General features: G+C 72.5%; 13 protein-coding genes. 9 read left to right on the plus strand and 4 right to left on the minus strand.

Features of this window, described 5'->3' with window-relative positions; all coding sequences use genetic code 11:
• Positions 1-23 precede the first annotated feature (23 nt).
• Entirely contained in the window at positions 24-1,595 is a 1,572-nt protein-coding gene (locus IEX37_RS05990; RefSeq protein ID WP_188755328.1) for a hypothetical protein, read from the minus strand.
• Positions 1,571-2,896 (minus strand): ABC transporter ATP-binding protein, encoded by a 1,326-nt coding sequence (locus IEX37_RS05995; RefSeq protein ID WP_188755329.1) that lies wholly within the window; start codon positions 2,894-2,896, stop codon positions 1,571-1,573. The genes IEX37_RS05990 and IEX37_RS05995 overlap by 25 nt, the downstream gene beginning before the upstream one ends.
• Before the next feature lie 191 nt (positions 2,897-3,087).
• Here IEX37_RS05995 and IEX37_RS06000 point away from each other — a divergent pair, with 191 nt between their 5' ends.
• The 3 genes from IEX37_RS06000 (at position 3,088) to IEX37_RS06010 (ending at position 5,331) form a co-directional block, all read left to right on the plus strand.
• Complete coding sequence (locus IEX37_RS06000) at positions 3,088-3,780, plus strand: phosphocholine cytidylyltransferase family protein (RefSeq protein ID WP_188755330.1); 693 nt, start codon at positions 3,088-3,090, stop codon at positions 3,778-3,780.
• A gap of 52 nt (positions 3,781-3,832) precedes the next feature.
• On the plus strand, positions 3,833-4,912 hold the full coding sequence (locus IEX37_RS06005) for a hypothetical protein (RefSeq protein WP_229663102.1): 1,080 nt from the start codon (positions 3,833-3,835) through the stop codon (positions 4,910-4,912).
• Positions 4,913-5,025: 113 nt separating this feature from the next.
• Complete coding sequence (locus IEX37_RS06010; RefSeq protein ID WP_188755331.1) at positions 5,026-5,331, plus strand: hypothetical protein; 306 nt, start codon at positions 5,026-5,028, stop codon at positions 5,329-5,331.
• 21 nt (positions 5,332-5,352) lie between these two features.
• Here IEX37_RS06010 and IEX37_RS06015 read toward each other — a convergent pair whose 3' ends face one another.
• Together IEX37_RS06015 and IEX37_RS06020 are read right to left on the minus strand one after the other, a co-directional pair.
• Entirely contained in the window at positions 5,353-5,670 is a 318-nt protein-coding gene (locus IEX37_RS06015) for a helix-turn-helix domain-containing protein (protein ID WP_188755332.1), read from the minus strand.
• A gap of 86 nt (positions 5,671-5,756) precedes the next feature.
• A complete protein-coding gene (locus IEX37_RS06020) occupies positions 5,757-6,119 on the minus strand; it encodes a helix-turn-helix domain-containing protein (RefSeq protein ID WP_229663103.1) in 363 nt (120 codons plus the stop codon).
• A 190-nt stretch (positions 6,120-6,309) separates the two neighbouring features.
• Here IEX37_RS06020 and imuA' point away from each other — a divergent pair, with 190 nt between their 5' ends.
• The 6 genes from imuA' (at position 6,310) to IEX37_RS06050 (ending at position 14,605) form a co-directional block, all read left to right on the plus strand.
• Positions 6,310-7,107 (plus strand): DnaE2-dependent mutagenesis accessory factor ImuA', encoded by a 798-nt coding sequence (gene imuA' / locus IEX37_RS06025; RefSeq protein WP_188755334.1) that lies wholly within the window; start codon positions 6,310-6,312, stop codon positions 7,105-7,107.
• Positions 7,104-8,747, plus strand: coding sequence for a DNA polymerase Y family protein (locus IEX37_RS06030; RefSeq protein ID WP_188755335.1), 1,644 nt, complete (start codon positions 7,104-7,106; stop codon positions 8,745-8,747). Before imuA' ends, IEX37_RS06030 begins: the two co-directional genes overlap by 4 nt.
• A gap of 52 nt (positions 8,748-8,799) precedes the next feature.
• The gene (locus IEX37_RS06035; RefSeq protein ID WP_188755336.1) at positions 8,800-12,204 is read left to right on the plus strand and encodes an error-prone DNA polymerase; all 3,405 of its coding nucleotides are present in this window, start codon (positions 8,800-8,802) and stop codon (positions 12,202-12,204) included.
• Positions 12,205-12,256: 52 nt separating this feature from the next.
• Complete coding sequence (locus IEX37_RS06040; protein ID WP_188755337.1) at positions 12,257-12,772, plus strand: hypothetical protein; 516 nt, start codon at positions 12,257-12,259, stop codon at positions 12,770-12,772.
• Positions 12,773-12,903: 131 nt separating this feature from the next.
• Positions 12,904-13,638: a PKD domain-containing protein gene (locus IEX37_RS06045; RefSeq protein WP_188755338.1), complete on the plus strand. Its 735-nt coding sequence runs from the start codon at positions 12,904-12,906 to the stop codon at positions 13,636-13,638.
• Positions 13,639-13,687: 49 nt separating this feature from the next.
• Positions 13,688-14,605 (plus strand): 5'-3' exonuclease, encoded by a 918-nt coding sequence (locus IEX37_RS06050; protein WP_188755339.1) that lies wholly within the window; start codon positions 13,688-13,690, stop codon positions 14,603-14,605.
• The last annotated feature ends 14 nt before the right edge of the window (positions 14,606-14,619 follow it).

Here is a 14,619-nt window from a genome sequence, read left to right on the forward strand (position 1 = left end):
CGGCCCAGTTTAGCCCCGCCGCGTCAGGTCGTGCCGGCGAACTCCATGATCCGCTCCCCCCGCCGCTCGAACAGCCAGGATCCGGCCGTGAGCCCCGCGAGCAGAACGCCGACACCGCTGCCCAGCCCGGTCCACAGGGCCGGCAGCGCCCACGACACGTCGTCCGTGATCGTCAGCCAGCCGAGCCACAGCGTGGGGGCGCTCAGCACGACGGTGCCGATCATGACCGCCGTCTGCGCCGCGACCCCGCTCGACTCCGAGCGCTGCGGCTGCTGGAAGGGGCTGTCCCCGGGGCGGGACACCGCATACGGCGCCAGCACCGATGCGACGCTCGACAGCCCGAGACCGATGAGGAAGAGAGCGGCGCTCACCCCGACCATCGCGGGGAGCACCGCCCACCGGTCGTACATCGCGACCGCGAGCGGAATGGCGAGGGCGAGCACCGGGATCGCGATGAAGGCGACGGGGACGAGCCGCCCCGCCCGATCCGCCAGGCCGCGGACGCCGCTGGCGACGTGCACCCAGATGGCGGTGGAGTCGTAGGCGACATCGTTGTGCGGCAGCCATCCGAAGAACAGGGCCATGATCGGGACGGGCACGAGGGCGACGATCTGGGGCGGCACGCCCGCCACGAGGAGGGGGATCGTCGGCAGCAGGCCCGCGATCGGGATGATCGCGATGTTGACGAGGTAACGACTGTCGCGCAGCCAGTACACCAGACTGCGCGCCGCGACGACCCCCGCCGCCGTTCCCGGGACGAGCGCGAACCAGCCGAGCCCGCCCCGGGCCCGCGTCTCGACCGGGTTCTCGGTCGTCGTCAGGGCCCGCTCGACCGTCGCGATCCAGCCTCCGGCGGAGAGCGCCAGCGTTGCGACGCCGACGAGCGCGGCCAGCCACGCGGCCGAGCCGTCGTCGAGCGCGAGCGCCCCGGGGAGCGCCGCAGCGGCTCCGAGCGGGGTGAGCGCGAGCACGTCGGCGGCGGTCGCGAGCGCCGAGGGCACCCGGCCGCCCCATTCGAGGGAGGACAGGAAGACCACGACGGGCACGAGGACCACCACGACCCCCAGCACGAACAGCCCCGACAGCTCCCGGGTGCGACGAGTGCGCAGCACGGATGCGCCGAAAGCCATGCTCAGGCGTGCCAGCAGCACGCACGTCGCGACGTGCAGGATCGCGGTGAGGACGCTCACGAACACCGGCACGCCGTGCGCCGACCACACGATGGCGGCGCAGACGTCGAAGGCGATGACGGCCAGCGCGGGCATGCTCACGAGGCTGGCGAGCGCGAGCGTTCCGGCCAGCGGGCGCGGCTGGAGGCCGAGCACCGCGAAGCGGCGCGGGTCGAGGGGATCGACGGCCCCCGCGACCACGGGGCCCACGGCGAACGACACCACGATGGCGGCCCCGGCGAGCACGAGGAGAGCGAACGCGACGGGTGTCGACGCGTCGACGAGGGAGAGCGTGCCGGTGCACACGGCGGCGACCACCACCACCAGCAGCACGACCCCTGCGGCCCGCCATGCCGTGCGCACCACGGGACCCCGCAGCGCGCCGAGCAGGAGTGCGAGCCTCAGTCGGAGAACGTGTGCAACCACTCGAGGCCCTCCATGCTGCTCACGCCGCCCGACAGCTCCGCGAACCGCTGCTCGAGAGTGAGCTCGCCCTTCACCTCGTCGACCGTGCCCTCCGCGAGCAGCTGCCCGGCCACGATCACGGCGACGCGCGTGCAGACGCGCTCGATGAGGTCCATGCCGTGGCTGGAGAGCAGCACGGTGCCGCCGCGCGACACGTAGGCCGTGAGGATGTCCAGGATGCTCGCGGACGAGACGGGGTCCACCGCCTCGAACGGCTCGTCGAGCACGAGCAATCGCGGGGAGTGGATCATGGCGCCCGCGAGCATGACCTTCTTCGTCATGCCCGCCGAGTAGTCCGACACCACGCGGCCCAGCGCGTCAGTGAGGTCGAACGCGCGCGCAAGATCGGCGGTGCGCTGCGCGACGACGGCCGGCTTGAGCCCGCGCAGGACCCCGAAGTAGTAGAGCAGCTGACGCCCCGTGAGGCGGTCGAACGTGCGCAGCCGGTCCGGCAGCACGCCCATCTGCGCCTTCGCCGCACGAGGGTTCTGCGCCATGTCGACGCCGCCCACGCGGATCTCGCCGCGATCCGGTCGCAGCAGCCCGGCGATCATGGACAGCGTCGTGGTCTTGCCCGCGCCGTTGGGGCCGACGAGACCGTAGAAGGACCCCGCAGGCACGGTCAGGTCGATGCCCGCCACGGCCGTGGTGCCCCCGTAGGCGCGCGACACTCCGCGCAGCGACAGCGCGGGAGCGGCGTCGGCCGGGCCTGCCGCGGGCACCGACGCCGGCTCCTCAGCCTCGGGCAGGCGCTCTGGCTCCTGCACCGGCTCCGGCTCCGGCTCCGGCTCGGGCTCGGGCTCGGGCTCGGGCTCGGGCTCGGGCTCAGGCACGGGCACGGGCTCGGGCTCGCGCTCGCGCGCCGGGACGGGGGCGACCAGGGCGACGGGAGTGGTGGCGGGAGCGTCGGACTCCGCCCCGCCGGTCGCGGCCGCGATCTCGGCCTCCGCCGGCCCCGCATCCTCTGCCCTCGCCTCGCTGCTCGCAGGCCGCTTCGCCGGCGACTTCCGCGCGGACGCGGGCTTGCGTGGGGAGGACGGCCTCTTCGTCACCGCCGTGCCGGGGCCCGCCGCCGAGCCGTCGCCCGCGGGCGTGCCGCCCCGGTCCTCCTCCGCCTGACTCGCCGAGCGCACCTTCGCGGCAGACGCGGGACGCTTCGCGGCCGGCCTCTTGCCGGCCGGGCGCTTCGCGGTTCCCGATCCCGTCGGATTCTCGTCGGTCGCGGGCGGCGCGGCTTCGTCATCCTGAGGAGAGGAGATCATCGATTCACGGTAGCAACCCCACCCGGGGCTGTTCCCGATACGCGCCAGGAAGTAGTGGATCCCCCGCGCGAAAAGCAACCCCCGCCGCGTCACTGTCCGTTCACAGGAGCGGCTCGCTAGCATGATGGACGCACATCTAGGTGACCGATCGGTGAACAGATCGGGAACAATGCACGTCAGGGGGCCGACAGATGTCTTACCAGATCGTCATTCTCGCCGCGGGCATGGGCTCGCGGCTCGGACGTGCGCTCCCGAAGCCGCTGACGGAGCTCGGCGACGGCCGTTCCATCATGCAGCAGCAGCGCGACAACATCCGCGCGGCGTTCGGCTCCGACGCGCGCATCACGACCGTCGTCGGCTACCGGGCCGAGACGATCGTCGAGGCCTTCCCCGACGGCAACTACGTCTACAACGAGCGCTACGACCAGACGAACACCTCCAAGAGCCTGCTGCGCGCCCTCCAGGCGACCGGCAAGAAGGGCGTCCTCTGGATGAACGGGGACGTGGTCTTCGACCCCCGGGTACTCGGCCGGGCGCTCGCGCTCATCGACGAGGACCGCTCGTTCGTGACCGTCAACACCGCCAAGGTGAGCGACGAGGAGGTCAAGTACACCCTCAGCACCGACGGCCACATCGACCAGCTGTCGAAGACCGTCGTCGGCGGGATCGGCGAGGCCGTGGGGATCAACTACATCTCGCGCGACGACAAGCGCGCCCTCGTGCGCCAGCTCGCGCGTGTCGACGACCAGGACTACTTCGAGCGCGGCCTCGAGCTCGCGATCGCGGAGGACGGCGTCCGCGTGCTGCCGCTGGACATCTCCGATCTCTACGCGGTCGAGGTGGACTTCGCCGAGGATCTGGAACGGGCCAACGAGTTCGTCTGATCGGCTGACGCCTTCCAGCCGGATCCCGTCTTGACGACCTAGGATCGCGCCCGTGTCCGACAAGGTTCACCGGATCCACTCGCTTCCCGCCGACGCTCCGTGGGACGGCGGGCTCCCGCCCGCGGGCTCTCGCGAGCATCCGATGCTCGTGCGCGTGCTCGACCGCGTCATCCGCGTCCAGCGGCCGGCCGTCGTCAGCCACATCCGCTCGATCCGCCTGCGGCATCCGGACGCCACGCCGGACGAGATCGTCAGGATCCTCGAGAAGCGCTACCTGACCGCCGTCACCACCGGGGGCGCGGCCGTGGGTGCGACGGCCGTGGTCCCGGGCATCGGCACGGCTGTCACGCTCGGGCTCTCGGGGGCGGAGACGGTGGGGTTCCTGGAGGCCACGACCCTTTTCGCGCAGTCGCTGGCAGAGGTCCACGGGATCGCCGTGGAGTCGCCCGACCGCGGACGCGCGCTCGTGCTCGCGCTCATGCTCGGCGACGAGGGCGTCAACCTCGTGCGGCAGCTCGCGCGCCAGGCGGTCGGCAAGAGCACGAGGTCGGCTTACTGGGGCGAGCTCGTCACCACCTCGCTCCCCCGCGCCGCGGTGGGCCCGCTGGTGGATCGGCTCAAGAAGGCCTTCATCCACCACTTCGCCACCCGGGGCGGCGCGTCTTTCGTGGGCAAGGCGCTGCCCTTCGGCGTGGGTGCGGCCATCGGGGGCGCCGGGAACCACATCCTGGGACGCCGCGTCGTGGTGGCCTCTCGGAAGGCGTTCGGAGCGGCGCCAGCCGCACTGCCCGCCGATCTCGAGCCGCGCGAGGGCGCGGAGCCCCTGCAGCGTACCGCCCTGCGCGGCGCGAAACGCGCGGGATCGGCCATCGCCTGGGCCGCCGGGTCGGCCGCGCACGGCGTCGGCGCGGCGGGGCGGGCGCTCGGCGGCGCCGGCCGGCGCGCCGGGCGCCTCGCCGGACGGGCGCTCCCGGGCGGCCGATCGCAGACACGCCCCTCCGAACCCGAGCCGGCCGCCCCCGCGGACGCGCCGGCCCACGACCCGGCCTCCGAGGCGGCCTTCCTCGCTCGGGCCGACACGCGAGACATCCCCCTGCCCGACGCGGCGGCATCCCCGGCGCGCACGGACTGACCCCGGGTCACCCTTCGTCCTGAGCACGTGTTTCGGCCCGCTTATCCCCACTTCCGCGCCGACGACGCCCTCCCGGCGTCCCGCCGTCGCCGGCTGCTCGTAGCGTCACCGGCATGTTACGAGCCATCGATCCCGAGGATGCACCGCCGCCGGCGCCGTACCATGTGCCCTGGCACGCCGATCGACGCGACCCCGCGCACCCCCTGCTGAGCAACGACAGCGCCGAGCCGCTGCAGTACGTGCGGGCTTACATCGCGGATGAGACGGGCGCCCCCGACATGGAGTCCTGGGGACATCTCTCGCCCGGAGAGACGCGCGAGCTGTGCCTGTGCGGCTGCGATCTCGATGACACGACGATCACGCTCGCCTGGTTCCGCCCGGACGACCCGCGCGAGTACCTCTGGTCGTTTGTGCTGTGAGAGCGCAGCCCGTCGAGGGCATCAGCCCTCGACGTCGTCGGTGGCGCGGCGCGGCCGCCGACGATAGAGGTGATGCTCCGAGTAGCCGTGCGGGCGGTTCTCCTGCGGGACGTCGTCCGCCCCGAGCCCCGACACGAGTTCGCTCGGGTCGACCTCGAGGGCCACGGCGAGCTGGATGAGCTTGTGCAGCGTCGGATTACCGGTGCCGGACTCGATCCGGGTCAGGTGGGTGATGTCGATGTCGGCCGCTTCCGCGATCCACTTACGCGACTTGCCGGTCTTGTGTCGCAGCTCGCGCACGCGACGGGCGAGCTCGGTGGAAGCGGCCGTAGAACCCATGCGTCCTGCATATTCCCGCCCCGCACGAACATGATAAGCATCTGGGCATATGCATGAACTCTAGTGCATACATGCACGGATTCCGCTCAGGCCTCGAGCGCGCCGTTCCCCGCGAAGTAGCGTCGGCGGGTCTGGGTGTCGCGCGTCGAGTAGCCATACGGACGGCGCCCGGCCGGCATGTCCTCGGGTGCGAGCCCCTCGACGAGCTGCGCCAGCGGGACCTCGAGGGCGACGGCGATCTGCATCAGGCTGAGCAGGGTCGGATTGCCGTGCCCGCGCTCGATGCGCTGGAGGTGGCGCACGTCGAGGTCGGCGCAGTCGGCGAGCGTCGGACGGCTGAGCCGAGCGCGACGCCGCAGCCTCGCGATGGACTCTCCGACCTTCGCCGCGGCAGGGGAATGCGGGTCCACCAGGCGGACTGCGGGGATCGACTGTTCCATGCTGCTCATGCTCCGCGATATACCCATATGACATATGGGGAGCTCTCCCCCGGCCGTTCCGAGCCCTACGCATGCGGGCGATCGCAGCCTCGCGAGCCGCACGCATGCCTTCCAGCGGACTCACGGCGGGATGTCGGATGTACGAACTAGCGTTCGATTCGAGATTGATTTCATCGAACATAGTTTCTAGTCTCGAGGGATGGGGATGGCACATCACGAGACCGCCTCCCGATGGGACGGCCTGAACGTCGCTCCCGTGGCCGCGAACGCTCCGGCCGCTGCGGAGGTCCAGCGCCTCCGCGCTCAGATCACGCGCATGCAGCGCCGCAGCGCCCGCGTCGAGACGCTTCCCGTGCATCCCGCTCTGGCCTCCCTCTTCCCCCAGGGCGGCCTGCGTCCGGGCGCCGTCTACACCCTGGACCACGCGGCCAGCCTGCTGCTCGCGCTGCTTGCCGCACCCTCGCGCTCGGGCTCATGGTGCGCGGCCATCGGGATGCCCGAGCTGGCGGCCGAGGCGGCAGAAGGCCACGGCGTGGACCTCGAACGCTTCGCCCTCGTCCCCGCCCCGGGGGACCGCTGGCTCGCGGTCACGGCCGCGGTCGCCGAGGTCTTCCCCGTGGTCGCGGTGCGCCCGCCGCGCAGCGCGCGCGACGCCGAGACCTCCCGCATCGCCGCGAAGCTGCGCGACCGGGGCGGCGTGCTGCTGGTCCAGGGGTCCTGGCCCCAGGCGGAGGCGGCGCTGCGTCTGCACGATCCCGAATGGACCGGGCTGGGCCAGGGGCACGGTCTGCTCACCGCACGCGAGGTCACGATCACCGCGACGGGGCGCCGCCTTCCCGTGCCGCGCTCGGTGCGGGTGCAACTGCCCGGGCCCCTGGGAGCTCCCGACACGGCCCGACGGCCGGCGCGGCAGTGGCGCACCCTGCGCAGGCTCGAGGCGGAGCATCGGGAGCCGGGGCGTGAGCGGCCCGGCCTTGCCGAGGCGGCGGCCGGATGAGCGCGTCATCGCCTCCCACGCGCGCCATCGTGCTGTGGTTCCCCGACTGGCCCGTCACCGCGCTGCTGCGCAGCGAGGCCCGGGCGGCGATCGGCGCGCCCGCTGCCACCGGAGACCCCTCCCCGGCGACCCCCGACGCCGCGATCGCGATCATGCACGCGAACCGGGTCGTGGCCTGTTCCGCCGCGGCGCGGAGGGAGGGCGTACGGCGAGGACAGCGCCGGCGGGATGCGCAGGGGGTGTGCCCTGCGCTGCGCATCGAGGCCGCCGATCCCTCCCGCGACGAGCGCGCCTTCCTCCCCGTCCTGTCCCGTCTGGAGGAGCTGACGCCGGGAATCCAGCCGCTGCGCCCCGGTCTGTGCGCGGTGCGCGCCCGCGGCCCCGCCCGCTTCTACGGCGGGGAGGAGCACGCGGCGAGCGCCCTGCTCGATGTCCTCGACGACTGCGGCCTCCCGGATGCGCGGGCCGGGATCGCCGACGGCCTGTTCACGGCGGAGCAGGCGGCCCGTCTCCTGAGCCCCGGCTCGGTGGGCCCCGGACGGCGCATCACGATCGTGCCGCGCGGCGCCTCGGCCGCTTTCCTGTCGCCGCTCACCGTGGCGACCATCGCGACGGCGGTCTCCGCCGGCGGCGACGATCTCGTCGCCCTGCTCGTACGGCTGGGGGTGCAGACCCTGGGCGAGTTCGCCGCTCTCGACCCCGCGGCCGTGCACGACCGGCTGGGCGAGCAGGGGGCGCGTCTGCACGCGCTGGCCGGCGGATCCGACTCCCGCCGCGTGGTGCCGCGCGTGCCGCCGCCCGAACTGGCCAGGGAGGTCGCGTTCGAACCTCCTCTCGAGCTCGCCGATCAGGTCGCCTTCGCCGTGCGCACCACGGCCGACGACGTCATGACGGGTCTCGACGAGGCCGGGCTGGTGTGCACGGAGGCGCGGATCACCCTGCTCGACGATCGCGGCGGCCGCAGCGAGCGGGTCTGGCTCCACCCCACGTGCTTCGACGCGCCTGCTCTCGTCGATCGCGTGCGCTGGCAGCTGCAGGCCTCCCTCGAGGGCGAGGGAGCCACCGGCGCCTCCCCGGCACAGCGGCTCAGCGGAGGCGTCGCGCTCGTGCGGATCGAGCCCGAGGCCGTCGACGACAGCGCACACCACCAGCCCGCACTGCTCGGCCAGGGGCCGGATGAGCGCCTGCATCACGCGATGTCCCGGGTGCAGGCCATGCTCGGCCACCGCGGGGTCGTCACGCCGCTTCTCGCCGGGGGACGCTGGCTCGGCGAACGCGAGCGACGGGTGCCCTGGGGGGACGCCGAGCGACCCGCCCGGTCGCGGGACCTCCCCTGGCCGGGCAGCCTGCCCTCCCCGCTCCCCAGCGAGGTCTTCCGCGAGCCCCGCCCCGTGTCGGTCGTCTCTCCCGACGGCGGGACCGTCGTCGTGGACGAGCGGGGACGCGTCTCCGCTCCCCCGGCCCTGCTCGACGGCAGACGGGTCACGGCCTGGGCGGGACCGTGGCCCGTGATCGAACGTCAGTGGGACGGAGGCCAGGCACGGCGCGCGTACCGGTTCCAGCTGGTCGACGCCGACCAGTCCGCCTGGCTGCTCGTGCTCGAGGACGGCCGCTGGTGGGCCGAGGGGCGCTACACATGATCGCCCTCGCCCCGGAGCGGCTCCCCCTTCCTCGCCAAGCGGAGCGTGGCTGATGGGGTGGCGCAACCCGCCCATCCCGTGGTCGGAGCTCGAGCGCACGCTCAGCGGCCGCCGCCCCGACTCCCGTCCCGCGGGCGCGGACGGCGGCGACAGCCCCGCCTGGAGCCGCAAGCGCGGCGCGTACGAGGCGCCCCCGATCCGCCGCCCCGAGGCGACCGTGCCCTACGCGGAGCTGCACGCGCACTCGTCGTTCTCGTTCCTCGACGGCGCCTCCTCCCCCGAGGAGCTCGTGGAGGAGGCCGAGCGGCTGGGCCTCCACGCGCTCGCGCTGACCGATCACGACGGCTTCTACGGCCTCGTCCGCTTCGCCGAGGCAGCCGAGACGACGTCCGTCAAGACGGTCTTCGGGGCCGAGCTGTCGCTGGGCCTGCCCTCGCCGCAGAACGGCGTCCCGGACCCCGCGGGGGATCATCTGCTCGTGCTCGCCCGCGGCGAGGAGGGCTACCATCGCCTCTCCGGGGCGATCACCCACGCGCAGCTCCGGGGCGCCGAGAAGGGGCGCCCCTGGTACGACCTCGAGGACCTCGCCGCACGGGCGGACGGGCACTGGACGATCCTCACGGGATGCCGGAAGGGAACGGTGCGGCGCGCCCTGTCCCGCGGCGGGACGAACGGCGCGGAGGAGGCCGCGGCCGCGCTCGACCGGCTCGTCGAGCTGTTCGGACGCGACAGCGTGCAGGTCGAGCTGACCGATCACGGCGATCCGCTCGACACCTGGCGAAACGACGCCCTCGCCGCGCTCGCCGCCGAGCGCGGGCTCCCGGTCGTCGCAACCGGCAACGTCCACTACGCGTCACCCGAGAAGGCGCGGCTGGCCGCCGCCGTGGCCGCCGTGCGCGCGAACCGCAGCATGGCCGAGCTGGACGGCTGGCTGCCCGCGCACGCCTCCGCCCATCTGCGCTCCGGGGAGGAGATGGCGGAGCGATTCGCCCGCTATCCCGGGGCGGTCGCCCGCACGGTGGAGCTCGCCGACGAGCTGGCCTTCCCGCTGCGGCGCATGCGACCGGCCCTGCCGAAACAGGAGGTGCCCACAGGTCACACCCCCATGTCCTACCTGCGGACGCTCGTGTGGGGCGCCGTGCCGCGCCTCTATCCCGAGCTGGCGGAGAAGGACCGGCAGCGCATCGAGCGGGAGCTGGCGGTCATCGAGCAGAAGGACTTCCCCGGCTACTTCCTGATCGTCCACGACATCGTCGCCGAGGCGAAGCGCCGCGGCATCCTGTGCCAGGGGCGAGGCTCGGCCGCCAACAGCGCGGTCTGCTACCTGCTCGGCATCACCGCCGTGGACGCGATCGCCTACGACCTGCCGTTCGAGCGCTTCCTGTCGACCCTGCGCGACGAGGAGCCCGACATCGACGTCGACTTCGACTCGGACCGGCGCGAGGAGATCATCCAGTGGGTCTACGAGCGCTACGGCCGCGAGCGCGCCGCGCAGGTCGCGAACGTCATCCAGTACCGCCCCAAGAACGCTGTGCGCGACATGGCCCGCGCGCTCGGCTTCTCCCCCGGTCAGCAGGACGCGTGGTCCAAGCAGGTGGAGGGGTGGGGAGCCGGCCTGGAGACGGGACCGGATCACGACATCCCGGACCAGGTGATCGAGTACGCCTCCGAGCTGCTGAAGGCGCCGCGGCACCTGGGCATCCATTCCGGCGGGATGGTGCTCACCGAACGCCCGGTGGGCGAGGTCGTGCCGATCGAGCACGCCCGCATGCCCGGGCGCACCGTGATCCAGTGGGACAAGGACGACGCGGCCTGGATGGGACTGGTCAAGTTCGACCTGCTGGGGCTCGGGATGCTCGCCGCGCTGCAGCACTGCTTCGACCTCATCCGGGACTCCACGGGCGAGGAGTGGACGCTCGCGACACTGCCCAAGGAGGAGGCCGCCGTCTACGACATGCTGTGCCGGGCAGACTCGATCGGGGTGTTCCAGGTGGAGTCGCGCGCTCAGATGGGGCTGCTGCCGCGCCTGCAGCCGCGGCGCTTCTACGACCTCGTGATCCAGATCGCGCTCATCCGCCCCGGCCCCATCCAGGGCGGCGCCGTGCACCCGTTCGTGCGGCGCAAGATGGGCGCCGAGAAGGTCACGTACGACCATCCGAAGCTGGAGCCGGTGCTCGAGCGCACCCTGGGCATCCCGGTCTTCCAGGAGCAGCTGATGCAGATGGCCGTGGCCGTGGGGAACTGCACGGGCGAGGACGCGGACCTGCTGCGGCGGGCGATGGGATCCAAGCGCGGCAAGGAGAAGATCGACAGGCTGCGCGACAAGCTCTACGCCGGCATGGCGCACAACGGCATCACGGGAGAGCTGGCCGACAGCATCTATGCGCGCATCCAGGCGTTCGCGAACTTCGGCTTCGCCGAGTCCCACTCGCTGTCGTTCGCGCTGCTGGTGTACGCCTCGTCCTGGATCAAGCTGCACTACCCCGCCGCGTTCCTGGCGGGGCTGCTGCGCGCCCAGCCGATGGGGTTCTACTCGGCCGCCTCGCTCACGGCCGACGCCCGCCGACACGGCGTGGAGGTGCGCCGCCCCGACCTGAACCGCTCGGGAGCGACGGAGACCCTCGAGCCGCTGACCGAGGGAGACGGAGGCCCCACGGGGCAGGGCTCCTGTCTCGCGCGCGTGCATCCGGCTCCCGGTGCGTTCGACCCGGACGCTCCGGACGAATCGGACGCGCATCGCCGCGACGGCGCGTTCGCCGTGCGGCTCGGGCTGTCGGGGGTGACCGGCATCGGCGCCGAGACGGCGCAGCGCATCGTCGCCGAGCGTGAGCGGTGCGGCCCGTATCGCGACCTGCACGAGCTGGTGCGGCGCACCGGGATCGCGCAGACGCACCTGGAGGCCCTCGCGACGGCCGGCGCGTTCGAATGCCTCGGGTTGTCGCGGCGCGAGGCGCTGTGGCTCGCCGGATCCGCGGCGCAGGATCGCCCGGAGTTCCTCCCCCACACGGTCGCCGCGGTGCAGCCCCCGCTGTTCCCGGATCAGACGAGCTACGAACGACTCGCCGCCGACCTGTGGGCCACGGGACTGTCGACCACGGACCACCCGCTCGCCCACTTCCGTCCCGACCTGGACGCGCGAGGGGTGCTGCCCTCGGCGCGGCTGCGCTCGCACGAGACCGGCCGCCGCATCGAGGTCGCCGGGCTGGTGACCCACCGGCAGCGCCCCGCGACCGCGTCCGGAGTGACGTTCCTCAACCTCGAGGACGAGCACGGCCTGGTCAACGTGATCTGCTCGGTCGGAGTCTGGAACCGCTACCGCCGCGTCGTGCGCGACAGTCCCGCGCTCATCGCCCGCGGCATCCTGGAGCGCTCCCCCGAGGGCGTGACCAACCTCGTGGCCGATGCCTTCGAGGATCTTCGCGTCGGCGTCAAGCACGCGTCCCGGGACTTCCACTGACGCTGTGGATAAAGGCCCTCGCGCGTCGCCTGCCCTGATTACCGTGTGACACATGACCTGGCGCCGAGCTCCCCTGCTCCTCACCGTCGTCACGCTCGCGGCCCTCACCGCCTGCGCCCCCGGCCCCGACCCCGCACCGACGCCGAGCGGTTTCTCGAGCGAGGAGGAGGCCTTCGCCGCCGCCGAGGACACCTACCGGATGTACGTCGAGGCAGTGAACGACTACTACAACGGGAACCAATCAAACGATCCGCGTGCTCTTCTGACGGGCAGCGCATTAGAAGGCGAAGACAGGGCTCTCGCCCACATGCGTGACGAGAACCTGACCCTTCTCGGAGAACTCCGTATCCTCTCGTTCACCGCCCGACAGGCGACGCTTCTCGAAGGGGCGACCTACGTGACAGCAACGGTCTGCTTGGACTCGTCAGACCGACGCGTAGTCAATCGCGACGGCGGAACTGTCGAAACGGATGCTGAAGATATCTACGCCCTCGATGTCGAGTTCATGAGCACTCGCGCTGGTCTATTGATCGCTGAAAGCACCTCGAACCAGGACGCCCCATGCTGAGAATCGCGGTTGTAGTCGTCGCATTGTCCGTCGGCGGGCAACTCGCGCCGCACGCCGTTGCCACTAGGACAGGGCTCTGTTCCCCCCAAGAGAAGATCCTCGGCGTCTGCGCCCAGAACACCGGCTCGTCGGTGGAGGTCGGGGGTGTCGTCGAGCTTCCCGGGAGCCCCGGCGGGGGCGCCGGGTCGGGAGCAGCGCGGGGAGGCGGCGCGCCCCCTACCGCTCCGGGCGAGCAGTCCGCGCCGCGCGAGTCGACGCAGCCCATCCAGCTCACCCCCTGCGAGCAGAACTTCTTCTACAACGTAGAGACCCGCCCCGCTCCCTGCGGCGAGCGCGCGACGCCCGCCGAGGAGGCCGAGGACGAGGAGGTTCCCGCGATCCCGCCGATCTCCGCGGCGGACATCGCGTCGTTCCTGCCCGTTCCCCCGGCGGTCACGACCGAGCCGGCGGGCATCGCCGCAGTGGGGATGCCGATGAACACGGTGACCGGTTCCTCGGCACACACGGTCGAGGGGCAGTTGTTCGGGCTCCCGGTGTCGGTGCGGTTCACCCCCGCGGGGTTCCGACACGATTTCGGCGACGGCACGGTGCGCACGGTCGACACGGGCGGCGCGTCATGGGCGACCCTCGGCCAGCCCGAGTTCACTCCGACGCCGACGAGCCACACGTACCGTGCGCGCGGCGAGTACACCGTCACGGTCACGGCGCTGTACACGGCGGTCGTCGACTTCGGTGAGTGGGGCACCTATCCCGTGCTGGGCGAGGTCGCGTCCACGGCACCGGGCCAGCCGGTGCGCGTCGTCGAGGTCCACACGGCCCTGGTGAGTCGCACGTGCATGGAGCAACCCGCGGGTCCCGGCTGCTGACCGGCCCCGCACCCCGCGCCCCAGGCCGCGGATCTGGGACACTGATCCGGTGACCTCGCGCCTCATGCTGCTCGACACCGCCAGCCTCTACTTCCGCGCCTTCCACGGCGTGCCCGACACCGTACGCGCGGCCGACGGCACCCCCGTCAACGCGGTGCGCGGGCTGCTCGACATGATCGCGAAGCTCGTGACGATGTATCAGCCGACACACCTCGTGGCCTGCTGGGACGACGACTGGCGCCCGCAGTGGCGTGTCGACCTGATCCCCTCGTACAAGGCCCACCGCGTCGTCGAAGCCCGGGAGACCGCCCCGGACGTCGAGGAGATCCCGGACCCGCTCGAGACGCAGATCCCCCTCATCCGCGAGGCGCTCGCGACGCTCCGTCTCGCGGTCGTCGGCGCCGCCCACTACGAAGCCGACGATGTCATCGGCACGCTCGCCGAGAGGTCGCCGCACCCCGTCGACATCGTCACCGGAGACCGCGACCTGTTCCAGCTCGTCGACGACGAGCGCGACGTCCGCATCGTCTACACGGCCCGCGGCATGAGCAACCTGGAGATCGTGACCGACGCGGTCGTGCTCGCCAAGTACGGCGTGCACGCCGCCCAGTACGCCGACTTCGCCACGATGCGCGGCGACGCCTCCGACGGCCTGCCGGGCGTCAAGGGCGTCGGGGAGAAGACCGCGGCCACGCTGCTGGTCGCACACGGCGACCTCGCGGGTATCCGCGCGGCCGCCGCGGCCGGGGAGGGCATGTCGGCCGGGGTGCGCGCGAAGCTCGCCGCCGCGGCCGACTACCTCGACGTCGCGCCCCGCGTCGTGGCGGTCGCGCGCGACCTGGACCTCGAGCCGCTCGAGGCGCGACTGCCCCAGCTCGCCGACCCAGACGTCGCCGCCGCGCGCTCCTTCGCCGAGCGCTGGAACCTCGGTTCGTCGATGGAGCGCGCGATCGCGGCGCTCAGCTGAGACGCGCGGCCGCG

This window comes from Microbacterium album (assembly GCF_014643695.1).
Taxonomy (GTDB): Bacteria; Actinomycetota; Actinomycetes; order Actinomycetales; family Microbacteriaceae; genus Microbacterium; species Microbacterium album.

Coding starts and splice junctions, on each gene's coding strand:
- IEX37_RS05995 (WP_188755329.1), bottom strand. CDS start 2,896: ATGATCTCCTCTCCTCAGGATGACGAAGCCGCGCCGCCCGCGACCGAC.
- IEX37_RS06000 (WP_188755330.1), top strand. CDS start 3,088: ATGTCTTACCAGATCGTCATTCTCGCCGCGGGCATGGGCTCGCGGCTC.
- IEX37_RS06010 (WP_188755331.1), top strand. CDS start 5,026: ATGTTACGAGCCATCGATCCCGAGGATGCACCGCCGCCGGCGCCGTAC.
- IEX37_RS06015 (WP_188755332.1), bottom strand. CDS start 5,670: ATGGGTTCTACGGCCGCTTCCACCGAGCTCGCCCGTCGCGTGCGCGAG.
- IEX37_RS06020 (WP_229663103.1), bottom strand. CDS start 6,119: ATGAGCAGCATGGAACAGTCGATCCCCGCAGTCCGCCTGGTGGACCCG.
- imuA' (WP_188755334.1), top strand. CDS start 6,310: ATGGGGATGGCACATCACGAGACCGCCTCCCGATGGGACGGCCTGAAC.
- IEX37_RS06030 (WP_188755335.1), top strand. CDS start 7,104: ATGAGCGCGTCATCGCCTCCCACGCGCGCCATCGTGCTGTGGTTCCCC.
- IEX37_RS06035 (WP_188755336.1), top strand. CDS start 8,800: ATGGGGTGGCGCAACCCGCCCATCCCGTGGTCGGAGCTCGAGCGCACG.
- IEX37_RS06040 (WP_188755337.1), top strand. CDS start 12,257: ATGACCTGGCGCCGAGCTCCCCTGCTCCTCACCGTCGTCACGCTCGCG.